We start from the raw sequence: 23,897 nt of genomic DNA, 5'->3' as shown, positions 1-23,897 counted from the left end.
CGAGCCTCGGCGGTACCGCTGTTCTGATGATCGTCACTGCCCTCATCGGCGCGCGCATCGGACGCCACAACGTCGTGGACGTGACGTGGGGCGGCGGATTCGTTCTGATCGCACTGATCTCGGCTGCGACCGGAACAGGTGATCTGTGGCGACGACTGTTGCTACTCGTGCTCGTCGGAGTGTGGGGGCTTCGTCTCGCAGTACACGTCTTTCGACGCTCGCGCGGACACGGTGAGGATCCGCGCTACACCGAGCTGCTGTCCAAGGCCACCGGCAACGAAACCCTGTATGCCCTGCGGAAGATCTACCTGACGCAGGCGGTTGCGCTGTGGTTCGTGTCCCTGCCGCTGCAGGTATCCGCCGTCGCACACGGATCCGTTCTGCCGGTCGTGGTACTCGGCGTACTGGTCTGGATTCTCGGATGGACGTTCGAGGCAGTGGGGGATGCGCAGTTGACGGCCTTCAAGGCCGACGCGTCGAACAAGGGCAAGATCATGGATCGTGGTCTGTGGTCCTGGACGCGGCACCCCAACTACTTCGGCGACTCTGCCGTCTGGTGGGGACTGTTCCTCGTCTCGGCGTCGGCGTGGCCCGGAGTGTTCACGTTGCTGTCGCCCATCGCGATGACGTACTTCCTGGTGTTCGCCACCGGTGCGCGGTTGCTCGAGCGCAGCATGGAAAAGCGTCCGGGGTATCGCGAATACCAGCAGCGGACCAGCTATTTCCTCCCACGGCCGCCGAAAGGACCCAGCAAGTAGCTCGTGGGGGAGGCAGCGGCGCTAGGGTTGGTCGAGGATTTCGGTTCGTCGATCAACGAGGAGGCGCATCGTGGCGCACGAGAGAGCTGGAACCACTGCATTGCCGGAGGATCTGGTAGATCTTTCGCAGCTCGTGACGGCGTACTACTCGCGAGTTCCCGACGTGTCGGAACCCAGCCAGCAGGTGGTGTTCGGCACATCAGGGCATCGAGGATCCAGCTTGGATTCGGCGTTCAACGAGGCACACATCGTTGCGACGACGCAGGCGATCGTGGAGTACCGCGCTGCGCAAGGCATCACCGGGCCGTTGTTCATCGGCCGGGACACCCACGCGTTGTCGGAACCCGCCTGGACGACGGCTCTGGAAGTGTTGGCGGCCAACGACGTCGACGTACTGGTCGATTCGGGGGATCGGTACACCCCGACCCCGGCCGTCAGTCACGCCATCCTTCGGTACAACGAATCGGGCCCCGCGGCGAAGGCCGACGGCATCGTGGTGACTCCGTCGCACAACCCGCCCCGGGACGGCGGCTTCAAGTACAACCCTCCGCACGGCGGTCCTGCCGACAGCGATGCCACATCGGTCATCGCCGCTCGCGCGAACGAGCTTCTGCACGATGGCATTTCGGGCATCAAGCGGGTGACGCTCGCGCAGGCGTTCGCGGGGAGCGTCTCACGCTACGACTTCCTCGGCACCTACGTGGACGATCTGCCGAACGTGCTCGACCTCGACGCCATCCGGGCAGCCGGGGTCCGCATCGGCGCAGATCCGTTGGGCGGTGCGAGTGTCGATTACTGGGATGCCATCGCCGAGCGGCACAATCTGGACCTGACCGTGGTGAACCCGTTGGTGGACGGCACATTCCGCTTCATGACTCTCGATACCGACGGCAAGATCAGGATGGATTGCTCGTCGCCGAACGCGATGGCGTCGCTCATCGCTGCCCGCGATCGGTTCGACATCTCGACAGGCAACGACGCCGACTCCGACCGGCACGGCATCGTCACTCCCGACGGTGGTCTGATGAATCCCAATCACTTCCTCGCCGTTGCCATCGACTATCTGTTCACGCACCGACCCGATTGGTCACCTACGGCGGCAGTGGGCAAGACGTTGGTGAGCTCGTCGATGATCGACCGGGTCGTCGCAGGTCTCGGCCGTCGACTGCTCGAGGTGCCGGTCGGATTCAAGTGGTTCGTTCCGGGCCTGCTCGCCGGTGAGCTCGGGTTCGGCGGCGAGGAGAGCGCCGGAGCGTCGTTCCTCCGACACAACGGCCGAGTCTGGACCACCGACAAGGACGGCATCATCCTCGCGCTGCTGGCGTCCGAGATCACCGCCGTCACCGGATCCACCCCATCGCAGCGCTACGGCGAGTTCACTGCGAAGTTCGGCAATCCGACGTATGCACGCGTCGATGCACCGGCCACCCGCGAGCAGAAAGCCGTTCTCGCCAAGCTCTCGCCGAGCCAGATCACCGCCACCGAGTTGGCAGGCGAACCGATCACGGCAACGCTGACCGAGGCTCCGGGCAACGGAGCCGCACTCGGTGGCCTGAAAGTGACGACGGAGAGCGCCTGGTTCGCTGCGCGCCCATCCGGAACCGAGGACGTGTACAAGATCTACGCGGAGTCGTTCCAGGGCGAGGAGCATCTTGCCCGGGTTCAATCCGCAGCACGTGAACTGGTGTCGTCCGCACTCGAGAGCTCGTGACCGACTCACCTCCACCCGACAACGACAGTTCGGCTCCCGAGTCGGCGTTTCAACCCGGAGGCAAGCTCCCACCGGAGATCTGGGTTCTGGTGTCGGCGGCGTTCGTCATCGCGCTCGGATTCGGCATCGTCGCGCCCGCTCTGCCACAGTTCGCCAGGGAATTCGGCGTCGGGTACACGGCGGCGTCGGCGGTCATCAGTGCATTCGCTCTCATGCGGTTGCTGTTCGCACCCGCCAGTGGTGCTCTGGTGCAGCGGCTCGGCGAGCGGCCCGTGTACCTGATCGGATTGCTGATCGTCGCGGTGTCCACCGGTGCGTGCGCTCTGGCCCAGACGTACTGGCAGCTGCTGCTCTTTCGCGGACTCGGCGGAATCGGCTCGACGATGTTCTCGGTGTCGGCGCTGGGATTGCTGATCAGAATCAGTCCTCCCACCAGTCGTGGCCGCATCTCCGGCCTGTATGCGACCGCCTTCCTGTTGGGAACCATCGGCGGTCCGCTCGTCGGCGGCGCGCTCGTCGGATTCGGTCTGCGGGTGCCGTTCGTCATCTACGCCGTGGCTCTCGTGATCGCGGCGGCCGTCGTGTATTTCACCCTGGGCAATTCCGACCTCGTCAAGCCGGAGAAGGGCTCGGCACCGCCCACGATGTCGTTGCTCGCCGCCCTGCGGATTCCGTCGTATCAAGCTGCGTTGGCGTCGAATTTCGCCAACGGTTGGGCAGTGTTCGGTGTTCGGGTGGCCTTGGTGCCGTTGTTCGTCGTCGAGGCGATGCAGCGATCCGAGGTGTTCGTCGGTGTCGCGCTGACCGTGTTCGCGGTGGGAAATGCGCTGGTTCTCACCACTGCCGGTCGCCTGTCCGATGTGCGCGGACGCAAGCCCTTCATGGTGGGTGGGTTGGCGGTGTGCGGCCTGGGAACCGTCGTGATGGGGTACGTCCAGGATCCCGTGCTGTTTCTCGTGGTGTCGTTGATCGCCGGAATCGGATCGGGTCTGATGAGCCCTGCCCAGCAGGCCTCGGTTGCCGACGTGATCGGCTCGAAGGCGCGCGGGGGGCCCGTGCTGGCTGCATTCCAGATGGCCTCCGATGTCGGCGCGGTCATCGGCCCGATCGTGGCCGGGATGATCGTCGAAGAGGTCTCGTTCGGACCCGCTTTCGCCGTGACGGGCGCTTTGCTGTTACTGGCTGGACTCTGGTGGTCGCGAGTTCCGGACACACTCGGGCGCGAGCACACCTGACGGGCGCGAACGTAGTATTCGTTGTGTGAGCCAGAAGAAGATATCGAGTACGAAACACACACCCGAGGCAACCTCCAACACGGTGACATACGTATTGGGCGGCGTCGCATTCGTTGTGGTGGTGATCGTCATCGTGGTTGCGATCATGTGGCAGAGCGGAAGCGACGCCCCGCGCAACGATGGCTACGGAACAGTCAAGAATCCCGCGGTCGAATTATCGCTCCCGGGCGACGGTGTGGTGACGCTGGCGCGTCCGGGAGCGGAGCGTGTCATCGATGTCTTCGAGGATCCGATGTGCCCGTTCTGCGGCGATCTCGAAGTGAAGCACGGCCAGGAGTTGGCTCAGAAAATCGACGACGGTGTCGTCTCGGTGAATTACCACCTGGTCAATTTCCTGGATCCACAGTCGGCGTCCGGTGACTATTCGACGCGTGCCGTCGCGGCCTCGCACTGTGTGGCCGAGACAGAGAACGCGCGGGTCTACTCCGCCTTTCACTCCGGGTTGTTCGACCCGGAATTCCGCCCCGAAGAAGGCGGTGACTCCGACCGAACCGATGCCGAAATCGCAGAACTCGCTCGTTCCGTAGGAGCGAGTGATCTGGCGACCGAGTGCATCGTCAGCGGCGCGCAGCGCGATTCTGCAGTGGCGGATGCAAACATCGGACGGGACGCGCTCGCCGCGTCGGGTGCCCGTGGAACACCGGGGGTCCTCGTCGACGGTGAGGTTGTCGATGCGCTCGGTGACTCTGAATGGTTGGCGTCGATCAACTGATCTCGAGGCGCGGGTGCGGCCGGTCGCCGAGTATTCGGAACCGGCCGTACCAGGTGATTTGTTGCTGCTGCGACCGATGGTGTAACTTCGTTCGAGCAACCGCATGAGCGGGAGCACGCAGTAACTCGGGGCTATGGCGCAGCTGGTAGCGCACCACACTGGCAGTGTGGGGGTCAGGGGTTCGAGTCCCCTTAGCTCCACCGAGAAAATCAACGAAAAAAAGCGTCACCTTCGGGTGACGCTTTTTTGTTGCTTGGGTCCGCCGACCGTCGAAACGGCGTCCGTTCGTGGTGCCCGGAGCCGATTCGGCGGTCGAGCTCAGTGCGCGGCGTCGAATGCCTGCTCTACCTCGGCGGGGATTCTGCCTCGTGCGGAAATATTGTGGCCGTTCGCCTTGGCCCATTCTCTGATGGCTTTGGTCTGATTGGCGTCGCGCTTCGCTCCGGTTGTGGGAGTGCTCGACTTCTTCGTCCGCTTTCCACCGACCTTGGTGGAGTGCTCGATGTAATAGTCGAGCTTGCGGTGAAATTCCTTCGCGTTCTTGTCGCTCAGGTCGATTTCGTAGCTGACTCCGTTGACCGAATAGGTTATGTGTTCGCCACCGGATTCGATCGGTTTCTCGTCGATGTCATCGACTAGTTGCACATAGACTTTTCTGGCCATGCTGAAGCTCTCCAATGATGCAGGGGATGATGCGGGGATGTCCAGATCGAACTGAAGCGACTATACGGCTGAACAATGTGTTTATCCACGCGGGTCGGGGGATTGTTACTGGATTCGCAGAATTCCCACAGAATCGGAGCGACGGTTCGGCGAAACCGGCAACGTGATTGCGACGAGGATTCTCCCAGCGGTGCTGTTCGTCCATATCCAAAACAAAGACGAACTGTCCGGTTTGAATACGCAACGCGGTCCGTACGTCGGTTCGTGCGCGACCGAATGGGAATCGGCTGGAGCGGTCGTTTACGGCTACGGATAGGTCACGAAACGCAATCGTTTTACTAACGAAAGATCACTCGACAGGCATTGGGTGCGAGATCTGCTTCACTTGAGGCGCAAGTGTCTGTTGTGGCGTGTGGTGTCCCGCGAAGTCGGTGACTCGCGTCGATCAGCTGGGTCCGAGGGGTCGAGAGGGGAATGGCACCACCAGTTCCACCGGTGGGCCCACGACGATATGAGAACTGCGCGAACAACAAAATCTGCAGTGACCGCATTGATGTGCACCGGAATCATCGGTGTCGGAGTGCTCGTGTCCGCACCGGCCGTCGCGGCACCCATCACACCGTCCAGCACCGCATCCGCCGTAGGCACGGAGTTGTCGGGGAAGACAGTGTTCCTCGACCCGGGTCACCAGGGCGGCGCACATTCGGAGAATCTGCAGCGGCAGGTGAACGACGGTCGGGGCGGCACCAAGGATTGCCAGACCACCGGCATGACCACACTGGACGGCGTGCCCGAGCACACGATCAACTGGAAGGTCAGCGAGCTCGTCCGGTCGAGCCTCGAGAGTCTGGGTGCGACGGTGAAGACGAGTCGAGCAGACGACACCGGGTGGGGCGGATGCGTCGACGACAGGGCGCGGGCCGCCGGCGAGTCCGGTGCCGATGTGGCCGTGAGTATCCATGCGGACTCCACGAGTACGACGACCGACGCCGACAAGCACGGGTTCCATCTGATCGTTCCCACCCTGCCGATTCCGAGCGCGGCTGCCGATGCTGCCCAATCCGAGGGGGGACGTTCGGCATCGACGCTGATGCGCGACTCCTACGTGCGCGCAGGCTTCGAGCCCGCCAACTACGCAGGAGTCGAGAACGGAATCCAGGAGCGATCCGATGTCGCCGGGCCCGCACTGACCACGGTGCCCCTCGTGTTCGTCGAGATGGGCAACGGATCCAACCCGGACGACGCAGCTCTTCTGGAGAGCTCGGATGGTCAGCTGAAGCACGCGATCGCCATTTCGACCGGAATCATCGACTATCTTCTCGGATCCGACACTGCGGAGGCGTCGTCGGCCGGCCCCGACACGACAACCGCGGCAGCTCCGGCCGGGGCGAAGACGACCGACATCACGGTGCCCACCGCAACGGCACCGAGCACAGAGCGCTCAGCGGTGCAGGGGCGTAGCGCATTGTCCGGACTGCTCGAGAGTGTCTCGCCGTATGTCGAGTCGTTCGGGGTCGACGGCTCGAGAGGGCTCGTGACCCCGGACAACGTGAGAATTGTGTCGACGTTCGCTCGAGGCCTGCTGAAACAGATTCTCGCCGACCGGTAGTCTCGGACGCCGTGGCGCGTCGACGAATTCCGGTGGTGATAGTTGCGGGCTTTCTCGGAGCAGGTAAGACCACGCTCCTGAACCATCTGTTGCGCAATGATTCCGGTATTCGAATCGGGGTTGTGGTCAACGACTTCGGGGCGATCAACATCGACTCGATGCTCGTGGCCGGCCAGGTCGATTCGATGGTCTCTCTCGGTAACGGCTGCATCTGTTGCGCCGTCGACATCAGCGATATGGACGCGATGTTCGACGCCCTCGCGCACCGTCGGGCCGCCATCGACGTCATCGTGGTGGAGGCCAGCGGCCTGGCCGAACCCCGCAATCTGATTCGGATGGTTCGAGGTAGCGAGAACGAATTCATCGTCTACGGCGGGCTCGTCGGTGTCGTCGACGCCGTGGAGTTCCCGCAGACCCGCGTGCGGCATCCCGAGATCGACCAGCACCTGCAATTGGCCGACCTGGTGGTACTGAACAAGTCCGATGTGGTGACCGAGTCCGAACGCTCCGCGGTGGTGTCGACGGTGCAGTCCGTCGTAGGAGACGTGCCCGTCGTACCCGTAGCGTTCGGTCGCGTCGACCCGCTGCTGCTGTTCGATCGGCGTGACGATCGGTCGGTGGATTCGGCTATTGCGGTGCAGCTGTCGTTCGACGAGCTACTTCGGGAGAACCACGACCACGATCACGACCACGATCATCACCTGCACGCGCAGTACTCGCACACCGAATTCGTCACGACGACTCCCGTCGAACCGCGCCGATTGATCGAGTTCTTGGAGAATCCTTCCGGAAACCTCTACCGCATCAAGGGATTCGTACACTTCGGCATCACGGGCTATGCGCAGAAGTTCATCGTGCACACGGTGGGTCGACACATCCGATTCGAGGCCGCGTCGTGGGCCCGGGGTGAGCCCGAGCAGACCTCATTGGTGCTCATCGGTACCGATCTCGATGCATCGGCCGTCGAGCAGCGGTTGCGTGCCTGTGTACGAGGGCCGGACGACGCCGACGACGCTTCCGCCATGCTTCCGGTTCACCGCTACCTCGAGACCGGTTAGTTTCCTAGAGCCCGACCCACTCGGTACGTCCGCCCTCGAATCCCTGACGCTTCCAGATCGGGACCTCGGCCTTGATGCGCTCGACGAGCCGGGCACAGGCCTCGAAAGCTTCGGCCCGATGAGCCGAGCCGACGGCCGCAACGAGTGCAAGGTCGCCGACTCGCAGGTCGCCGACTCGATGCACTGCGGCCACCACCAACCCGGTCTCCGCCGACACCTCCGAGCAGCAGCGGCTCAGGAAGCGCTCTGCGTCGGGGTGGGCGCGGTATTCCAGAGTCTCCACGGCGTGGCCGCCGTCGTGATCGCGCACGATTCCGCTGAACAGAACAACAGCGCCGTGATGCGAATCCTGCACCGCCGCCTCTACTTCGGCAGTGCTCAAGGGTTCGTTCGAGATACGGGCGACGAGCTCACTCATCGTGGGGGCCTCCTCCGGCGATCTGGGCCAGCACATGGTCGAGGAGCGGGTCGAGAACGGAGAGTCCGTCCTTCACGCCACCCGGCGAGCCCGGCAGGTTGACTACGAGCGTGCGTCCGATCAGACCCGAGACACCGCGGCTGAGTACCGCATGAGGTGTCGCAGATGTTCCGCGGGTTCGGATGGCGTCGGCGATCCCCGGCATGTCGATGTCGAGGAGCGCCGCCGTGGCCTCGGGGGTCGCATCGGTCGGGGATACACCGGTACCGCCGGTGCTGACGATGAGCGACGGTCCGCCGGCGAGGGCGTCGTGCAGACCCGCCGAGATATCGGCGTCGGCGTACACCAGGGGACCTCGCACGGTGAAGCCCCGATCGGTCAGCCAGGCTGCGATGGCGGGGCCGGTGGTGTCCGGCCTAGTACCACGGGCACCGCCCGTGGACGCGACCAGAACCGCTGCGGACCGTGAGGACTCGAATATCGGCGCAGCCACGGAGTCGGGGGAGTCCTCTGCGTCGTCCCGTTGCCAATGCCCGTGTTTGCCGCCGTCCTTGGTGATCAGTCGGACACCGTTCATGCTGGCACCGGGATCGACGGCCTTGACCATGTCGTGCAGGGTCAGTCCGGCGACGGCGACCGCAGTCAGTGCTTCCATCTCCACGCCGGTGCGTCCGGTGGTGCGCGCGGTTGCCTCGACCGTGATGGTCGACTCGGTGAAGCCGAACGAGATCTTCACCGACGAGAGTGAGAGCTGGTGACACAGCGGTATCAGCTCCGACGTACGCTTCGCCGCGGAGATGCCGGCGATGCGTGCGGTGGCGAGAACGTCGGCTTTGGGCATGTCGTCCGCGCGCACGAGAGCGATGACCTCGGCAGTGGTGACGAACTCGCCGGCGGCGACGGCGGTGCGTGAGGTTTCCTTCTTGTGCGCCACGTCGACCATGCGGGCGCGGCCCTGATCGTCCAGATGAGACAGGTGAGGTTGCGGGTTCTCGGTGGTCACAGTGGCCATACCTCCACGTCGGATCCTGCAGCGAGTTCGGTTGTGGCGGAATCGATGTCGATCAGCACATCGGCCCACGCCAGGGCGGCGACCAGGTGCGAGCCGGGGCCGGCGACGAGCTCGACCCGGCCGTCGTCACGCATTCGGCCACGAAGCAGTTGTCGTCTGCCGGGCGGAGACACCACCGATTCGTGCAGGGTGGCGGTGGTCGAGAGAATCGGAGGCAGGCCGGCCGCTCGTCGAACGATGTTGCGCGCGAACATGATGTACGAGACGACCGTACTGACGGGGTTGCCGGGAAAGCTGAGCACAGGAACGCCGTCGAACACCGTGATGCCCTGTGGACCACCCGGCTGCATACGTACCGATCCGAAGTTGCCGCCGAGTGGCCGGAGTACGTCCTTGACCACCTCGAAGTCGCCCATCGACACCCCGCCGGACGTGATGATCATCTCGGCCGATTGCGCTGCGGCGTCGAGGATCTCGCGAAAGCGGCTCGGCTCGTCGGAGCTGCGCGAGACGGAGACCACCTCGGCGCCGCTGGCGCGCAGGTGTGCGGCGAGGGTGATGCCGTTCGAGTCGTAGATCTGACCGGGCGTCAGCGTCGAGCCGGCGTCGACCAGTTCGGCACCGGTGGTCACGACGGCCACGCGGGGACGCGAGCGTACGTCGACCTCACCGAAGCCGACGGCGGCGAGAACGGAGATGTGTCGGGGTTCCAACACCCGGCCGGCCTCGACCAGGACCGTTCCGGTGCGCACGTCGCTGCCCTGTTCACGGACGAATTCACCGGCTGCGCGGCTTCGCTCGATCGTCACGGACCCGGCTTCGTGCACGGTGGTGTCCTCGACCGGGACAATGGCGTCGGCTCCGTCGGGAATGGGTGCGCCGGTCATGATCTTCGCAGCGCTGCCCGGGCTCAGGACCGCCGCGTCCACGGGGCCTGCGGCGATGATCGTCGAGACCGGAAGCGTCACCGGGGCGCTCGCCACGGACCGAGAATCGACCGCGTATCCGTCCATCTGCGAGTTGCGAAACAACGGCAGATCCACCGGTGATCGCACGTCTGCGAACGACACGCGCCCCAGCGCGTCGGCGAGAGGAATGCGGTGCGCGGTCCTGGTGGCCAGCGCCGCCAGAACGGTCTCGACCGCGGCGGAATGCTCCTCGACCGATACGGCGCTCACTGCGTGGGTCCGGTGAATGCGCGCGTGTGCTCAGCCGTCATGGGTGCCAATCCTAGGCACGCCGATCCGGTCGCCCGGTGTGGGCTGCGGCATACTGGGTAGACACGTGAACGACAGGCGTGATTTTCGACGAAGGCGAGGTACGAGGTGACGGTGGACAGTGTCACCTCACTGGGCATTCCCGGATTCGGCACTACGGGGTCCACAGCGCGTGCGAATTCGGTGTCCGATCGACCGGACGTTCCGCACCTGATCGACCGATTCGGCCGGGTGGCCCGGGATCTGCGCATCTCCATCACGGAGAAGTGCTCGCTGCGCTGCACCTACTGCATGCCTGAGGAGGGCCTCCCGGCCATTCCTGCCGCGAACCTGCTCACTCCGGCCGAGATCGCTCGAGTGGTGTCGGTGTCCGTGCGTGAACTGGGTATCCGCGACGTGCGCTTCACCGGCGGCGAGCCCCTCATGCGCCGCGACCTCGACGAGATACTGCGGTTGTGCGCCGACGTCGCGCAGGGCGTGCCGTTGTCGATGACCACCAACGCAGTCGGTCTGGAGCATCGGGCTGGGGCGCTGGCCGATGCCGGTTTGACCCGAGTCAACGTGTCCTTGGACTCGGTGGACCGAGAAGACTTCGCGCGGCTGACCCGACGCGACCGGTTGCCGTCGGTGATGGCGGGCATCAGAGCGGCGAAGCGAGCCGGCATCGGTCCGGTGAAGGTCAATGCGGTCCTGATGCGCGACACACTCTCCGGTGCAGTCGACCTACTGCGCTGGTGTCTCGACGAAGGGGTGGCGCTTCGATTCATCGAACAGATGCCGCTCGATGCCGACCACGAGTGGGCGCGCGCGAACATGATCGATGCCCAGACGTTGCTCGACGAGCTGTCCACTGCGTTCGACCTGCGTGAGGTGGGGCGCGCCGATCCGTCGGCTCCAGCCGAGGAGTGGAGTGTCGACGGCACCGATGCCACCGTCGGCATCATCGCCTCGGTCACGCGCTCGTTCTGCGGCGATTGTGACCGCACACGGGTGACGGCCGAGGGAACGATTCGGTCCTGTCTGTTCAGCGACGACGAAACCGATCTGCGCGCGGCGTTACGAGGCGGTGCCACCGACGACGAAGTGGCGGCCGTGTGGCGCGGGGCGATGTGGAACAAGTGGGCAGGGCACGGCATCGACGCCGAGGGCTTCGTACCCCCCGCCCGCAGTATGGGAGCTATCGGTGGGTGAGACCCAGGTGGAGGTGCGGTACTTCGCTGCAGCGGTCGACGCGTCGCACTGCGAGTCCGAGTACGTGACCGTACCGGTCGGGGCCACCCTCGCAGACCTGCGAGAGCTGATCCTGTCCCGGCACGGCGCGCCGATGGAACCGATTCTCCGGGTGTCGGCCTACCTGGTGGGAGAAGATCTCACTCGCGATCTCGACCGCGTGATCGGCGGCAGGGTCGACGTGTTGCCGCCCTTCGCCGGCGGCTGAGCACACCCAGCCACCGACCTGCGGCGGCCCGAGTCAGCTGCTTCTCTTCCACCAATCGTCGAACGGCGTGACGGGAACCGTGCGCTTGTGCCGAGTGGCGAGGAACATCTTCTCCAACTTGTCGGCGATCTCGTCGGTGACGTCCTTGCCCTCCAGGTAGTCGTCGATCTGTTCGTACGTCACGCCGAGCGCTTCCTCGTCGGGTAGCGCAGGTCGATCGTCTTCGAGATCGGCGGTGGGAACCTTGCGCCAGGTGCTCTCGGGGGCTCCCAGTTCGCGCAGCAGCGCCGCACCCTGACGCTTGCTCAAGCCGGTGAGCGGAGTCAGATCGACCCCGCCGTCACCGAACTTGGTGAAGAAGCCGGTGATGGCCTCGGCGGCATGATCGGTGCCCACGACGACGTAGCCGAGTTCGCCGGCGAGGGCGTACTGCGCGACCATGCGCTGACGAGCCTTGATGTTGCCGCGGACGAAATCTCGGATTTCGGCACTTCCCAGCGCGTCCGCCGTCGCGGCCGCTGCGGCGTCGGCAGCGTCCTTGATGTTCACCGTCACCGTGCGGTCGGGATCGATGAATTTCAGCGCGATCGATGCGTCGTCCTCGTCGGCCTGCACGCCGTAGGGGAGGCGAACAGCGACGAACTCGGCCTCGTGTCCGTCGGCTCGGAGCTCCGTCGCAGCCTGTTGGGCGAGCTTGCCGGTGAGCGTGCTGTCCTGGCCGCCACTGATGCCGAGTACGAATCCCGAGGCCGGGGTCGACGCGAGGTAGTCCTTGAGGAAGTCCACTCGCCTGCGGACCTCCGTGATCGGGTCGATGGTCGACTGCACGGCCAGCTCGCGCATGATCCCCGTGCGCAATTCCGAGTTGATGTGTCCCATCACGTCATCCTAATGACGAGGGTCGGCTGTGATCTCGCGCCGTGCGTAGTGTCGGTGGTCGTGAGTGGATCCTCCGATACCTTCGTCAAGCGAAACCCCCAGGCGCACCCCGACTTCTACGCCGCCGAGGCCACCGGGCTCAGGTGGCTCGGCGAGGCGTCGGCCCCTGTCGTCGAAGTCCTCGGGCATGGCCGGACGTACATCGAACTCGAGCGGTTGGTCGCGGCCCGTCCCACGCTCGACGCAGCCGAACGATTCGGCCGCGCGCTGGCCGCGACGCATTCCGCCGGAGCCGACGGGTTCGGTGCGCCACCGGTGGATGCCGACGGCCTCGCTTTTTCGGGTCAGCTGTTCATCGGTGCTCGGCCCATGAGCAGCACCGTGCACAAGTCGTGGGGAGGGTTCTACGCGGCCGAACGAGTGCTGCCGTTTCTGCGAATCGCGGTCGACGCCGGCACCGTCATGCAGGACGAAGCGGCGATCGTGGAATCGGTGTGCGGGCGCATCGCGGACGGTGACTTCGACGATGCAGAGCCGCCGAGCCGTATTCACGGTGATCTGTGGAACGGCAACGTGTTCTGGACCGACGCGGGAGTGGTGCTGATCGACCCGGCGGCACACGGTGGGCATCGAGAGACCGATCTGGCGATGTTGGCGCTGTTCGGTTGCCCCCACCTCGACGTTGTCGTCGACGGCTACGAGACGGTGTGGCCACTACGAGCCGGGTGGCGCGAGCGCACTGCTCTGCACCAGCTGCGTCCGCTCGCCGTCCATGCAGCCGGGCACGGACGCTCGTACGGCACTGCTCTGCACACCGCGGCCGTGGCAGTGAACAGGCTCTGAGCTGGACTCAGCGAATGCGAGTTGCCCTGCGCACCAAGTCTTCCCAACCGTCGGCCAGTCGATCCATCGGCATCCCCAGGTCTCGGTACTGGTGCAACACCAGGGTGGCTTCGAGTGGTGTGAGGAGCCAGTACGCGAGCAATTCGAGATCCCCGTCCACCTCGGCTGCGCGAAGCAGCGACAGGACGTGGGTGAAGTTGACCATGTGGGCCGGGGCGGAATATCGCGCGTCGTCGGCGCTCTCCGCGGCGCGCAGTACTTCCCCCTGGACGTTGACGAACTCGAGTCGAGCTCGGCCGAAGGCGACGAGACGATCGATGGGGTCGGCTCCCGGGCCCAGTGGCGGATCGCCGAACATGAAGGACTGCTGCAATTTTTTCTCGGTGTGGTCGAGCAGCGCTCGCATCAGCCCGGCCCGGTTCCCGAAGCGGCGGAACACTGTGCCCTTGCCCACTCCTGCCTTGGTGGCCACTGCGTCCATGGTGATGGCGTCGGCTCCGACGGTCGCCACCAGATCTGTTGCGGCGTCGAGGAGCAGCCGTCGGTTGCGCGCTGCGTCGCACCGTTCGGATTCCTCGTCCGCTATGGGCAGCATCGGGCCGGTCACAGCCGTAACCCTACCTTGTCGGGAACATAAATGGACCACGGTCCGTTTGGATGGTAGGAATTGACACGACGATCACGTCATCCGAACTTCGCGAAGGAATAACCTCATGTCAGACGCTCATGTACTCGTTCTCGTCGGAAGCTTGCGCGCCGAGTCGGTGAACAAGCAGATCGCCGAGACTGCTGTCACCGTGGCTCCCGCCGGTGCCGAGGTAGTGGTGTACGACGGACTCGGAGATGTCCCCTTCTACAACGAGGACATCGACATCGAGGGATCGGTCCCCGCGGCCGCTCTTGCTCTGCGGACCGCAGCCGAAAAGGCTTCCGCGCTGTTGCTGGTCACGCCCGAATACAACGGCACCATCCCGGCCGTGCTGAAGAATGCCATCGACTGGCTCTCCCGCCCGTACGGTGCCGGTGCCATGGTGGGCAAGCCGGTCGTCGTCATCAGTGCGTCGCCGAGCGGCAACGGAGCCAAGTGGGCACACGAGGACACCAGCAAGGCCGTGCGCATTGCCGGCGGAACCGTTCTCGAGGATGTCCAGCTCTCCATCGGTGGCACCATCGACAAGTTCGGCTCGGCGCACCCGCGTGAGAACGCCGAGGTCTCCGGCGAGATCGGCCACGTCGTCGCCGAGTTGGTGAAGGCCTCCGGTGAACTCGTGAATGCGTGACTCTGTCGGTCATGAGAATCGTTTTCATGTAGAGTCTGCTGCATGAAGGTGAGAAACTCGTTGAAATCGCTCAAGAACAAGCCCGGTGCGCAGGTGGTGCGGCGACACGGGACGGTGTTCGTCATCAACAAGAAGGAACCGAGATTCAAGGCGCGCCAGCGCTGACGAGTGCGTTGCACCGAGAAGGGCCCCTGGAGGAATTCGGGGGCCCTTGTCGTGTCGAGGAGCGGATGAGGCGATCGGGCAGCGTCACGGCGGCGGCTACCACTCGTTGTGACGAACAACATGCGCCCCATGTGACCTGCGACACGCCGATGACGTCCGAGTTTCACGGCCGGGCAAGGCCGTGACCAGCGAATACCACGCGTGTTGTTCGCAACATCTCGTGTTGTAGGCAGATCGCGAACACTAGGTGTAGTGTTTGAGCGACCGAGAGGCCACTACTCGAAGAACCTCCACAGACGGGTTCGAGCAGGTCGAAGTCGCCCTGAGCGGGAGATGTTCTCGGTGCTACACGCAGAGCACATCGGTCGCGTCGGTGCACCCGATGGCGACAACGGAAAGAGGGACACCATGAGCATCACCGTTTACACCAAGCCCGCCTGCGTTCAGTGCAATGCCACCTACCGCGCCCTCGACAAAGCGGGTATCGAGTACTCCGTCATCGACATCTCGCAGGATCCCGAAGCGCGTGACTACGTCATGGCCCTCGGCTACCTGCAGGCTCCTGTCGTCGTCGCCGGCGACGATCACTGGTCCGGCTTCCGCCCGGACCGCATCAAGACCCTTGCCGTGAACGCTGCTTGAACAGAACGAGAAAGTGAGTGAGCGGTGAGTTCGCAACCGCAGTCCTCCCACTCACTGGTCTACTTTTCCAGCGCGTCCGAGAACACTCATCGCTTCGTATCGAAGTTGGACATTCCAGCGACGCGTATTCCGCTCCGTGATCCGGATGGCACCTTTCGTGTCCATTCTCCTTACGTTCTCATCGTGCCGACGTATGGGGGAGGGACCACCTACGCTGGGCGCGACACCAATTACGTCCCCAAACGAGTGATCAAGTTTCTCAACGACGAGCACAATCGGTCGTTGATCCGGGCCGTCATCGCAGCCGGAAACACCAACTTCGGTGACTCCTTCTGCTTTGCGGGAGATGTCATCTCGCAGAAATGCGCGGTCCCGTATCTGTATCGATTCGAATTGATGGGCACCCCCGAGGACGTAGTGCGGGTCCGGGAGGGGCTGGAGGACTTCTGGGAACGTGAAGTCCGACGCGCTGCCCACACGCACTAGAACACCACACATCACATACCCAGTAGGAGCATCGCCGTGGCACCGACCATCACCGACGCAGCACCCGTACCCACTGTCAGCGGCGACGGAGATATGGATTACCACGCGCTCAACGCGATGCTCAATCTCTACGGCCCCAACGGCGAGATCCAGTTCGAGAAGGATCGCGAGGCGGCCAATCAGTACTTTTTGCAGCATGTCAACCAGAACACGGTGTTCTTCCACGATCTGGACGAGAAGTTGGACTACCTCGTCGAGGAGAATTACTACGAGCCCGAGGTTCTGGACCAGTACTCGCGCGAGTTCGTCAAGTTTCTGATCAACCACGCGTACTCGAAGAAGTTTCGATTCCCCACCTTCCTCGGCGCGTTCAAGTACTACACCTCGTACACGCTCAAGACGTTCGACGGCAAGCGTTACCTCGAGCGCTTCGAGGACCGGGTGTGCATGGTGGCGCTCACGCTCGCGGCCGGAGACGAGGCCCTGGCCACCGATCTGGTCGACGAGATCATCGCCGGCCGTTTCCAACCCGCGACACCCACGTTCCTCAACTCCGGCAAGAAGCAGCGCGGCGAGCCCGTGTCCTGCTTCCTGCTGCGTATCGAGGACAACATGGAGTCCATCGGTCGCTCCATCAACTCGGCCCTGCAGCTGTCCAAGCGCGGTGGCGGAGTTGCGTTGCTGCTGAGCAATATTCGCGAGGCCGGGGCACCGATCAAGCGCATCGAGAACCAGTCCTCCGGTGTCATCCCCATCATGAAGTTGCTCGAGGATTCGTTCTCGTACGCCAACCAACTCGGTGCGCGTCAGGGCGCGGGTGCGGTGTACCTGCACGCCCACCACCCCGACGTGTACAAGTTCCTCGACACCAAGCGCGAGAACGCGGACGAGAAGATCCGAATCAAGACGCTCTCGCTCGGAATCGTCATCCCCGACATCACGTTCGAGTTGGCGAAGAAGAACGAGGACATGTACCTCTTCTCGCCGTACGACGTCGAGCGGATCTACGGCGTGCCGTTCGCCGACATCGACGTCTCCGAGAAGTACTACGAGATGGTCGACGACAAGCGGATCCGCAAGACGAAGATCAAGTCGCGCGAGTTCTTCCAGACTCTTGCCGAGCTGCAGTTCGAGTCCGGTTACCCGTACATCATGTACGAGGACACCGTCAATCGTGCGAACCCGGTGAAGGGCAAGATCACTCACTCCAACCTGTGCTCGGAGATCCTGCAGGTCTCGACGCCGTCGACGTTCAACGACGACCTCTCCTACAGTCATGTGGGCAAGGACATCTCGTGCAACCTGGGCTCGCTGAACATCGCGAAGACGATGGATTCACCCGATTTCGGTAAGACGATCGCGGTGGCGATCCGTGGTCTGACCGCAGTGTCGGATCAGACCCACATCTTCTCGGTGCCGTCGATCGAGCAGGGCAACAACGATTCGCACGCAATCGGTCTCGGGCAGATGAACCTGCACGGCTACCTCGCCCGCGAGCGCATCCACTACGGCTCGACCGAGGGAATCGACTTCACCAACATCTACTTCTACACGGTGCTGTTCCATGCGCTGCAGGCCTCGAATCAGCTGGCCAAGGCTCGTGGCCAGTACTTCAAGGGCTTCCCGGATTCCAAGTACGCGTCGGGCGAATTCTTCGACAAGTACACCGACCAGGTCTGGGAGCCGGCCACATCCAAGGTGGCGAAGTTGTTCGCCGACTCCGACGTCGCCATCCCGACACAGGCCGACTGGGCCGCGCTGAAGGCGTCGGTGCAGGAGTACGGAATCTACAACCAGAACCTGCAGGCCGTCCCGCCGACCGGTTCCATCTCGTACATCAACAACTCCACCTCGTCGATTCACCCGGTGGCGTCGAAGATCGAGATTCGCAAGGAAGGCAAGATCGGTCGCGTCTACTACCCGGCACCGTATCTCGACAACGACAACCTGGATTACTACCAGGATGCGTACGAGATCGGGTACGAGAAGATCATCGACACCTACGCTGCCGCAACGCAACACGTCGATCAGGGCCTGTCGTTGACGCTGTTCTTCAAGGACACGGCAACGACCCGCGATATCAACCGCGCGCAGATCTACGCATGGCGCAAGGGCATCAAGACGCTCTACTACATCCGCCTGCGCCAGTTGGCCCTCGAGGGCACTGAAGTCGAGGGTTGCGTCTCCTGCATGCTGTAGCAGCCGATTCGGTCGGTCGACCTGTGGCGATACCGTGATGTCAGAGCGCGATGCGGACCATAATCAGGTATGGGCACCGAAGCGGACGGCGAGGTCGAATCCGACGTCGACGTGACTATGGCTCGGAAGGACTCGGTTCCTTCCGAGCCGTCGCCGCGCGGTCGACATGCTCGCCGTCGGGTACCTCGCCGCGGATTGGCGGCGTGGGATCCCGACACGCGCGTCCACGATGCGCTCGAGACAGTTCTTGCGCAGAACGCGATACGAGTTCAGGAGTTGCTGCCCATCCGGTACGCCCGGATGTCCGCATCTCCATGGACATATTTTCGCGGTGCCGCCGCCGTGATGGCCGCGGACCTCGCGTCGACCCCGCACACCGGCATCGAGGTGCAGTTGTGCGGTGACGCTCACGTCTTGAACTTCGGATTGTGGGCGACGCCGGAACGAAACCTCTATTTCGACCTCCGTGATTTCGACGAAACTCTGCCGGGCCCGTTCGAGTGGGATCTCAAACGACTTGCCACCTCCCTCGTGGTTCTCGGACGCGAGAACGGTGTGGCCTCGTCGCGTTCCGATCGTGCGGTTGCCGAGATGACGGCGGCATATTGCCGAAAGATGCGGGCGTACGCGAACATTCCCGAGATCGACATCTGGTACGACCGCATCGACGTCGCCGGACTGCTCGGGCATTTCTCCTCGGGCATCGCGCGCCACGCCGAGAAGCTCATCGAAACGAAAGCCGAGCGCCGTACCAGTCGTGGTGCGTCCCGCAAGTTCACCGAGACGAGGGACGGGCGTCGACGAATTCGCGAGGACGCACCTTTTCGCACTCACGTGGGGGATTCCCAGATCGAGCTGGTGCAAGCGGTGATCGCCGGTTACAGCGAGTCCGTCGACGACCACATCTGGAGTCTGCTGTCCAGATTTCGAGTCCTCGACGTCGTTCGGCAGGTTGTCGGCGTCGGGAGTGTCGGAATGCGGGTCTATCTGGCCCTGTTGGAGGAACGGCGGACTCGCGATCCGTTCTTCCTGCAGATCAAGCAGGCAGGGCCGTCGGTGTTCGAGAAGTTTCTCGAACCGAGCGCGTACGACAATCACGGTGCCCGGGTGGTCAGCGGGCAGCGAATGCTGCAGAGCGCCACCGACATGTTCGTCGGGTGGACATCGGTGGGGGACCTGAACTTCTACGTTCGGCAGTTCCGCGACATGAAGGTCATTCCCGACGGCGAGATCATCGGGCCGTACCTCACCGAGTTCGCCACGGCATGCGGCGAGGTCCTCGCACGGGCACACGCTCGAAGTGGTGACGCAGACGCGATAGCCGACTACCTCGGTCGCGGAGACAAGGTCGATCGGGCGATGGTGGAGTTCGCCCACGCCTATGCCGATCAGAACGAGCGCGATCACGCGCAACTGGTCGGTGCCATCGAGGCCGGAACGGTCCCGTGCTCGGTGGGGTGGTGACCGGTGACTCGCGAGATTCCGGTCGTTCCTCGCGGCAACACTCCGGGCACACTTTGTAGTGCCTCCCGGAACTGTCGGACACAACGGGTAGTGTTCCTGTCAGCGAAGTTTCACGTAGCTCCGTCCTCACTTCTCGCTCATCGACCTGTAGGTAGGCACCCATGGTAAAGCTCATCGATCGCGTCTCCGCGATCAACTGGAATCGGGTCCAGGACGACAAGGACTCCGAAGTCTGGGAGCGTCTCACCAGTAATTTCTGGTTGCCCGAGAAGGTGCCGGTATCCAACGACATCCCGTCGTGGGCAACGCTGACCGCCGTCGAGAAGCAGCTGACGATGCGGGTGTTCACCGGGTTGACGCTGCTCGACACCATCCAGGGCACCGTCGGCGCCGTCAGCCTCATCCCGGATGCCATCACGCCCCACGAGGAAGCGGTGTACACCAACATCGCGTTCATGGAGTCGGTGCACGCCAAGAGCTACAGTTCCATCTTCTCCACCCTCAGCTCCACCCGCGATATCGACGATGCATTCCGCTGGTCCGAGGAGAACGTCAACCTCCAGCGCAAAGCCGAGATCGTCCTGAACTTCTACCACGGTGACGATCCGCTCAAGCGCAAGGTCGCGTCGACGCTGCTCGAGTCGTTCCTGTTCTACTCCGGCTTCTACCTGCCCATGTACTGGTCCTCGCGGGCCAAGCTCACCAACACCGCGGACCTGATCCGTTTGATCATCCGCGACGAGGCCGTGCACGGGTACTACATCGGCTACAAGTATCAGAAGGGTCTCGAGAAGGTCAGCGAGGCGCAGCGCGAGGAGCTCAAGAACTACACGTTCGAGTTGCTGTTCGAGCTGTACGACAACGAGGTCGAGTACACCCAGGACCTCTACGACGAGATCGGCCTGACCGAGGACGTCAAGAAGTTCCTGCGCTACAACGCCAACAAAGCACTGAACAACCTCGGTTACGAGGGCCTGTTCCCCAAGGACGAGACGGACGTCAACCCGGCGATCCTGTCGGCGCTCTCACCCAACGCCGACGAGAATCACGACTTCTTCTCCGGTTCGGGCTCCTCGTACGTGATCGGCAAGGCCGTCAACACCGAAGACGAGGACTGGGACTTCTAGAGATTCGTCCGCGCGTCGGGACGCTCACTCTTTCGGTGGGCGTCCCGGCGCGCGAATGTCCTCTGCGTCCTTGGGCATTCGGCCCTTCTCGCTCAGGGCGCGTCGCAACAAGAACTCGATCTGAGCGTTGGTGCTCCGCAGCTCGTCGGAGGCCCAGCGGGCGAGGGCGTCGTGCACCGCTGGGTCCAACCGCAGCAGAATCTTCTTACGTTCGACTGCCATGGCTCACTGATACAGCGATCCGGTGTTGACGACAGGTTGCGTGTCGCGGTCGCTGCACAGCACCACGAGCAGATTCGACACCATCGTGGCCTTGCGCTCCTCGTCGAGCTCGACGACGTGCTTCTCCTCCAGCTTCCCGAGTGCCATCTCCACCATTCCGACGGCACCTTCGACGATCTGCTGTCGGGCCGCGATGACCGCCCCGGCCTGCTGACGCCGCAACATGGCCTGGGCGATCTCCGGGGCATAGGCCAGACGGTTGATTCTTGTTTCGATCACCTCGACACCGGCCGAACGAACCCGTGCGTGCACCTCCTCCGACATGGCGGCGGTGATCTCGTCGGCGTTCTCCCGCAACGACATTCGCCCTTCGGCGTCGTACGGGTAGCTGCCGGCGATGTGCCGGACGGCGGACTCGGTCTGGACGGCGACGAACTCCTCGTAGTCATCGACCTGGAACGATGCCAGTGCGGTATCGGCAACCTGCCAGACGACGATGGCGGAGATCTCGATCGGGTTGCCGTCGGCGTCGTTGACTTTCGATTGTCCGGTCTCGTGGTTGCGGATTCGCGTCGAGATGGCCCTGCGATACGTCAACGGATTGGTCCAGCGCAGCCCCGGCGTCCGCAGGGTGCCGCTGTACGAACTCCCGAGAAGCTGAAGAACGCGAGCCTGATTCGGTTGCACCAGCGTCAGACCCATGAGTGCGGGCAGCGACAGCACGAACAGCACGACGCCGGCCACGATGAGTCCGACCACGGTGAACACGAGCCCGAGCGCGAACGCGGCGATTCCGCCGAGGAACAGTGCGAGGCCGATGCCGAGCATCGACCAGCCGGGCAGGTCCCATCCCGGCCGCTCGGCAATGGTGGTGGTCGGGGTGCCCGTCGGCTTCTCGGCGACGGTTGCGGGTGCGGACATGAGAACCTCCCTCTCGATGGTGATACTAAAGTGATATCACATTTAGTATCGGCGAGCACTGGATCGTTGACATCGGGCACTCGTATTGGGCGGTCGAGTCAGCGCCGGAACCACGCTGACGGCTCGCCGGCAATGGCCTTGTCGATTCGCAATCGCGAAGTGGCCGTGAGGTTTTCCGGCAGGGCATCGAGTGCGAACCAGGCGACGTCGAGGTTTTCGTCGTCGGCGACGTGTGGGGTGCCTCCGGTGTATCGAGCGAGGAACGTGATGTCCAGGTACTGCGCGACGTCGCCGTTGGGGTAGGTGATCGGCTCCGTCACGTCGACACTCGTCAGCCGCACGATCGTGGCGTCCACTCCGGTCTCCTCGCCGATCTCGCGCAGGGCGGCCGGTGCAGGCTCCTCGCCGGGTTCGAGGATTCCGGACACGACGGCCCAGGTGTTGTTGTCCGCGCGCAGGGTCAGCAGCACGCGCCCGTTGTCGTCGAGGACGACGGCGCTGACGCCGGACAGCCACAGCGGTGACGTGCCGACGACACTGCGCAGGGCGCGGACGAACTCGGGAATGGGCATCGCGTCAGGAGACGTAGGCGTTCAGAGAAGCGGACAGATCGTCCAGGATGGCCCGTGCGGCGACGACGCCGCTGCCCGACCACACTGTGTCGTTCACGGCGAAGACTCGGCCGTCGGTGACCGAGCCGAGGGCATGCCATGCGTCGCTGTCCATCACCTCGCGCCCGAAGGCCTCACCGTCGGGGCCCGCGAATTGGACGTAGACGATGTCGCCTTCCGTCGAAGACAGGTCGTCCGACTCGACCGAGAACGTGCCGTCGCGTTGGACCTGGGGCCGCCCGACACCGACTTCGCCGAGCACCTGGCCCGCGAACGAGTTCGGTCCGTCCACCTCGATGGAGTCCGCATCGAATCGGAGGACCGACGCCTGCGTCTGAGATGCGTCGATCTCACGACCGACCCGTTCGGCATCCGCGGAGAACGCCGCGAGTGCATCGAATCCCGACTGGCCGCGACCCAGCGCTGCGGCGGACTGCAGGAAGGTGTCCTTCCATCCCTGCTCGGTTGCGGTGAACACCGTCGGCGCGATGGCCGTCAGGGTGTCGTAGGTATCGGATCCGAGAGAATCGGCTCCCAGAATCAGATCGGGGTCGAGCGCGGTGATCGCATCGATGTCGGGTGCGCCGACCGGGCCGACGGACGGGACGGACGCCAATCCGGTGCCCAGGTACAGCGGCTGGTCTCCGTCGCCGCGAAAATCGGGGTCGATCGTGGCCGCCCCCACGACACGCTCCCAGATTCCGACCGTGCAGCTCGCGTCCAGGCCTGCGGCGTCGAGCACGACGATGCGCTGCGGGTCGGCCGGAATGGTGCTGATGCCCTCGGCATGCCCCACGGGTCGGGTGTCGCCCTCGACGCCGGTTCGGTCGAGTGGTGCGAGTTCGGGGCACAGGCCGACGGTGTCCCGGTTGTTGCCGACCACACCGGCACCGGCGATGTTCGTCGTCGTGCGGACGATGGTGGACGCGTCGTCCAGTGCCTCGGAGTCGGAGCAGCCGACCAGCGCCACAGCTCCGGTCAGGCAGACGGCGGCGAGGGTGCCGATTCTGCGCGGCGCACACGAACGGGGGACTCGCGGGTGGAGTGGCAACGCGGAACTTCCTTCGACGGGTCGGGTGGTCTCACACAGTATCGGAAGGCGGCCGCCGCAGAACACCGGAACCGACGCCGTCGAGCCCTCGAAACAGGCGACGCTCGCAGCGTTGC

Annotated in this window: 26 protein-coding genes and 1 tRNA gene; 17 read left to right on the top strand and 10 right to left on the bottom strand. The window is 63.9% G+C overall.

From position 1 onward, the window contains the following. Positions 1-26: 26 nt before the first annotated feature. From MTX35_RS02845 to MTX35_RS02825, 5 genes are all read left to right on the top strand, one after another. Positions 27-758, top strand: coding sequence for a DUF1295 domain-containing protein (locus MTX35_RS02845; protein ID WP_279395622.1), 732 nt, complete (start codon positions 27-29; stop codon positions 756-758). Positions 759-828: 70 nt separating this feature from the next. Further along, positions 829-2,469 (top strand): phosphoglucomutase (alpha-D-glucose-1,6-bisphosphate-dependent), encoded by a 1,641-nt coding sequence (gene pgm, locus MTX35_RS02840; RefSeq protein ID WP_243593476.1) that lies wholly within the window; start codon positions 829-831, stop codon positions 2,467-2,469. Between the two features lie 77 nt (positions 2,470-2,546). Next, positions 2,547-3,704 carry an MFS transporter gene (locus tag MTX35_RS02835; RefSeq protein WP_243593638.1) on the top strand — a complete coding sequence of 386 codons (1,158 nt, stop codon included), beginning with the start codon at positions 2,547-2,549 and terminating at the stop codon, positions 3,702-3,704. 25 nt (positions 3,705-3,729) lie between these two features. Next, on the top strand, positions 3,730-4,476 hold the full coding sequence (locus tag MTX35_RS02830) for a DsbA family protein (RefSeq protein WP_243593475.1): 747 nt from the start codon (positions 3,730-3,732) through the stop codon (positions 4,474-4,476). Between the two features lie 127 nt (positions 4,477-4,603). Then, positions 4,604-4,676, top strand: a tRNA-Ala gene (locus MTX35_RS02825). 118 nt (positions 4,677-4,794) lie between these two features. Here MTX35_RS02825 and MTX35_RS02820 read toward each other — a convergent pair. Then, positions 4,795-5,139: an Lsr2 family protein gene (locus MTX35_RS02820; RefSeq protein WP_243593637.1), complete on the bottom strand. Its 345-nt coding sequence runs from the start codon at positions 5,137-5,139 to the stop codon at positions 4,795-4,797. Positions 5,140-5,692: 553 nt separating this feature from the next. Between MTX35_RS02820 and MTX35_RS02815 the strand changes: the two genes are divergently transcribed. Continuing rightward, positions 5,693-6,748, top strand: coding sequence for an N-acetylmuramoyl-L-alanine amidase (locus tag MTX35_RS02815; protein ID WP_243593636.1), 1,056 nt, complete (start codon positions 5,693-5,695; stop codon positions 6,746-6,748). 11 nt (positions 6,749-6,759) lie between these two features. Beyond that, positions 6,760-7,806: a GTP-binding protein gene (locus tag MTX35_RS25950; protein ID WP_243593474.1), complete on the top strand. Its 1,047-nt coding sequence runs from the start codon at positions 6,760-6,762 to the stop codon at positions 7,804-7,806. A 4-nt stretch (positions 7,807-7,810) separates the two neighbouring features. Here MTX35_RS25950 and MTX35_RS02805 read toward each other — a convergent pair whose 3' ends face one another. Genes MTX35_RS02805 through glp form a run of 3 tightly spaced genes read right to left on the bottom strand, consistent with a single transcriptional unit; the run spans position 7,811 to position 10,414 of the window. Beyond that, the gene (locus MTX35_RS02805) at positions 7,811-8,224 is read right to left on the bottom strand and encodes a molybdenum cofactor biosynthesis protein MoaE (RefSeq protein WP_243593473.1); all 414 of its coding nucleotides are present in this window, start codon (positions 8,222-8,224) and stop codon (positions 7,811-7,813) included. Beyond that, the gene (gene moaCB / locus MTX35_RS02800; RefSeq protein ID WP_243593472.1) at positions 8,217-9,236 is read right to left on the bottom strand and encodes a bifunctional molybdenum cofactor biosynthesis protein MoaC/MoaB; all 1,020 of its coding nucleotides are present in this window, start codon (positions 9,234-9,236) and stop codon (positions 8,217-8,219) included. The genes MTX35_RS02805 and moaCB overlap by 8 nt, the downstream gene beginning before the upstream one ends. Further along, entirely contained in the window at positions 9,224-10,414 is a 1,191-nt protein-coding gene (gene glp / locus MTX35_RS02795) for a gephyrin-like molybdotransferase Glp (RefSeq protein ID WP_243593471.1), read from the bottom strand. Before glp ends, moaCB begins: the two co-directional genes overlap by 13 nt. Before the next feature lie 147 nt (positions 10,415-10,561). Between glp and moaA the strand changes: the two genes are divergently transcribed. Continuing rightward, complete coding sequence (gene moaA / locus MTX35_RS02790; protein ID WP_374230220.1) at positions 10,562-11,644, top strand: GTP 3',8-cyclase MoaA; 1,083 nt, start codon at positions 10,562-10,564, stop codon at positions 11,642-11,644. Next, entirely contained in the window at positions 11,637-11,891 is a 255-nt protein-coding gene (locus MTX35_RS02785) for a MoaD/ThiS family protein (RefSeq protein WP_243593470.1), read from the top strand. Before moaA ends, MTX35_RS02785 begins: the two co-directional genes overlap by 8 nt. Positions 11,892-11,924: 33 nt before the next feature. Here MTX35_RS02785 and nadE read toward each other — a convergent pair whose 3' ends face one another. Further along, complete coding sequence (gene nadE, locus MTX35_RS02780; protein ID WP_243593469.1) at positions 11,925-12,770, bottom strand: ammonia-dependent NAD(+) synthetase; 846 nt, start codon at positions 12,768-12,770, stop codon at positions 11,925-11,927. A gap of 12 nt (positions 12,771-12,782) precedes the next feature. On the opposite strand from nadE, the gene MTX35_RS02775 reads away from it, so the two are divergent. After that, on the top strand, positions 12,783-13,613 hold the full coding sequence (locus MTX35_RS02775; protein WP_279395534.1) for a fructosamine kinase family protein: 831 nt from the start codon (positions 12,783-12,785) through the stop codon (positions 13,611-13,613). Positions 13,614-13,620: 7 nt separating this feature from the next. Here MTX35_RS02775 and MTX35_RS02770 read toward each other — a convergent pair whose 3' ends face one another. Continuing rightward, positions 13,621-14,220, bottom strand: a complete 600-nt coding sequence (locus tag MTX35_RS02770; RefSeq protein ID WP_243593467.1) for a TetR/AcrR family transcriptional regulator — start codon at positions 14,218-14,220, stop codon at positions 13,621-13,623. A gap of 106 nt (positions 14,221-14,326) precedes the next feature. Between MTX35_RS02770 and MTX35_RS02765 the strand changes: the two genes are divergently transcribed. The 7 genes from MTX35_RS02765 to nrdF all read left to right on the top strand — a co-directional run bounded on the left by MTX35_RS02765 (position 14,327) and on the right by nrdF (position 20,976). After that, positions 14,327-14,893, top strand: coding sequence for an NAD(P)H-dependent oxidoreductase (locus MTX35_RS02765; RefSeq protein WP_243593466.1), 567 nt, complete (start codon positions 14,327-14,329; stop codon positions 14,891-14,893). Between the two features lie 42 nt (positions 14,894-14,935). After that, on the top strand, positions 14,936-15,058 hold the full coding sequence (gene ykgO, locus MTX35_RS02760; protein ID WP_243593465.1) for a type B 50S ribosomal protein L36: 123 nt from the start codon (positions 14,936-14,938) through the stop codon (positions 15,056-15,058). 408 nt (positions 15,059-15,466) lie between these two features. Then, positions 15,467-15,700 carry a redoxin NrdH gene (locus MTX35_RS02755; protein ID WP_243593464.1) on the top strand — a complete coding sequence of 78 codons (234 nt, stop codon included), beginning with the start codon at positions 15,467-15,469 and terminating at the stop codon, positions 15,698-15,700. 24 nt (positions 15,701-15,724) lie between these two features. Beyond that, positions 15,725-16,186, top strand: coding sequence for a class Ib ribonucleoside-diphosphate reductase assembly flavoprotein NrdI (nrdI, locus tag MTX35_RS02750; protein ID WP_243593463.1), 462 nt, complete (start codon positions 15,725-15,727; stop codon positions 16,184-16,186). Between the two features lie 36 nt (positions 16,187-16,222). Beyond that, complete coding sequence (gene nrdE / locus MTX35_RS02745) at positions 16,223-18,385, top strand: class 1b ribonucleoside-diphosphate reductase subunit alpha (RefSeq protein ID WP_374230219.1); 2,163 nt, start codon at positions 16,223-16,225, stop codon at positions 18,383-18,385. A 69-nt stretch (positions 18,386-18,454) separates the two neighbouring features. Continuing rightward, a complete protein-coding gene (locus MTX35_RS02740; RefSeq protein ID WP_243593462.1) occupies positions 18,455-19,849 on the top strand; it encodes a DUF2252 domain-containing protein in 1,395 nt (464 codons plus the stop codon). A 161-nt stretch (positions 19,850-20,010) separates the two neighbouring features. Next, complete coding sequence (gene nrdF / locus MTX35_RS02735; protein WP_008717549.1) at positions 20,011-20,976, top strand: class 1b ribonucleoside-diphosphate reductase subunit beta; 966 nt, start codon at positions 20,011-20,013, stop codon at positions 20,974-20,976. A gap of 24 nt (positions 20,977-21,000) precedes the next feature. Here the strand turns inward: nrdF and MTX35_RS02730 are convergent, their stop codons facing one another. The 4 genes from MTX35_RS02730 to MTX35_RS02715 all read right to left on the bottom strand — a co-directional run bounded on the left by MTX35_RS02730 (position 21,001) and on the right by MTX35_RS02715 (position 23,781). Continuing rightward, positions 21,001-21,198 (bottom strand): hypothetical protein, encoded by a 198-nt coding sequence (locus MTX35_RS02730; protein ID WP_243593461.1) that lies wholly within the window; start codon positions 21,196-21,198, stop codon positions 21,001-21,003. A 3-nt stretch (positions 21,199-21,201) separates the two neighbouring features. Then, positions 21,202-22,119: an SPFH domain-containing protein gene (locus MTX35_RS02725; RefSeq protein WP_243593460.1), complete on the bottom strand. Its 918-nt coding sequence runs from the start codon at positions 22,117-22,119 to the stop codon at positions 21,202-21,204. Between the two features lie 98 nt (positions 22,120-22,217). Further along, entirely contained in the window at positions 22,218-22,691 is a 474-nt protein-coding gene (locus MTX35_RS02720; RefSeq protein ID WP_243593459.1) for an NUDIX domain-containing protein, read from the bottom strand. A 4-nt stretch (positions 22,692-22,695) separates the two neighbouring features. Further along, positions 22,696-23,781: an ABC transporter substrate-binding protein gene (locus tag MTX35_RS02715; protein ID WP_374230230.1), complete on the bottom strand. Its 1,086-nt coding sequence runs from the start codon at positions 23,779-23,781 to the stop codon at positions 22,696-22,698. Positions 23,782-23,897 lie beyond the last annotated feature (116 nt).

The sequence above is a fragment of the Rhodococcus sp. ARC_M12 genome (genome assembly GCF_022810385.1).
In the GTDB taxonomy this organism is placed as follows: domain Bacteria; phylum Actinomycetota; class Actinomycetes; order Mycobacteriales; family Mycobacteriaceae; genus Rhodococcoides; species Rhodococcoides navarretei.
Note: the sequence above shows the minus strand (reverse complement) of the source record. Positions and strands in the feature narration are given on the sequence as shown.

What these genes read in the sequence shown, in the direction of transcription:
- MTX35_RS02845 (WP_279395622.1), top strand. Translation starts at nt 27, where the DNA reads ATGATCGTCACTGCCCTCATCGGCGCGCGCATCGGACGCCACAACGTC.
- MTX35_RS02820 (WP_243593637.1), bottom strand. Translation starts at nt 5,139, where the DNA reads ATGGCCAGAAAAGTCTATGTGCAACTAGTCGATGACATCGACGAGAAA.
- MTX35_RS02815 (WP_243593636.1), top strand. Translation starts at nt 5,693, where the DNA reads ATGTGCACCGGAATCATCGGTGTCGGAGTGCTCGTGTCCGCACCGGCC.
- MTX35_RS02805 (WP_243593473.1), bottom strand. Translation starts at nt 8,224, where the DNA reads ATGAGTGAGCTCGTCGCCCGTATCTCGAACGAACCCTTGAGCACTGCC.
- moaCB (WP_243593472.1), bottom strand. Translation starts at nt 9,236, where the DNA reads ATGGCCACTGTGACCACCGAGAACCCGCAACCTCACCTGTCTCATCTG.
- nadE (WP_243593469.1), bottom strand. Translation starts at nt 12,770, where the DNA reads ATGGGACACATCAACTCGGAATTGCGCACGGGGATCATGCGCGAGCTG.
- MTX35_RS02775 (WP_279395534.1), top strand. Translation starts at nt 12,783, where the DNA reads ATGACGAGGGTCGGCTGTGATCTCGCGCCGTGCGTAGTGTCGGTGGTC.
- MTX35_RS02765 (WP_243593466.1), top strand. Translation starts at nt 14,327, where the DNA reads ATGTCAGACGCTCATGTACTCGTTCTCGTCGGAAGCTTGCGCGCCGAG.
- ykgO (WP_243593465.1), top strand. Translation starts at nt 14,936, where the DNA reads ATGAAGGTGAGAAACTCGTTGAAATCGCTCAAGAACAAGCCCGGTGCG.
- MTX35_RS02755 (WP_243593464.1), top strand. Translation starts at nt 15,467, where the DNA reads ATGAGCATCACCGTTTACACCAAGCCCGCCTGCGTTCAGTGCAATGCC.
- MTX35_RS02740 (WP_243593462.1), top strand. Translation starts at nt 18,455, where the DNA reads ATGGGCACCGAAGCGGACGGCGAGGTCGAATCCGACGTCGACGTGACT.
- nrdF (WP_008717549.1), top strand. Translation starts at nt 20,011, where the DNA reads ATGGTAAAGCTCATCGATCGCGTCTCCGCGATCAACTGGAATCGGGTC.
- MTX35_RS02730 (WP_243593461.1), bottom strand. Translation starts at nt 21,198, where the DNA reads ATGGCAGTCGAACGTAAGAAGATTCTGCTGCGGTTGGACCCAGCGGTG.
- MTX35_RS02725 (WP_243593460.1), bottom strand. Translation starts at nt 22,119, where the DNA reads ATGTCCGCACCCGCAACCGTCGCCGAGAAGCCGACGGGCACCCCGACC.
- MTX35_RS02720 (WP_243593459.1), bottom strand. Translation starts at nt 22,691, where the DNA reads ATGCCCATTCCCGAGTTCGTCCGCGCCCTGCGCAGTGTCGTCGGCACG.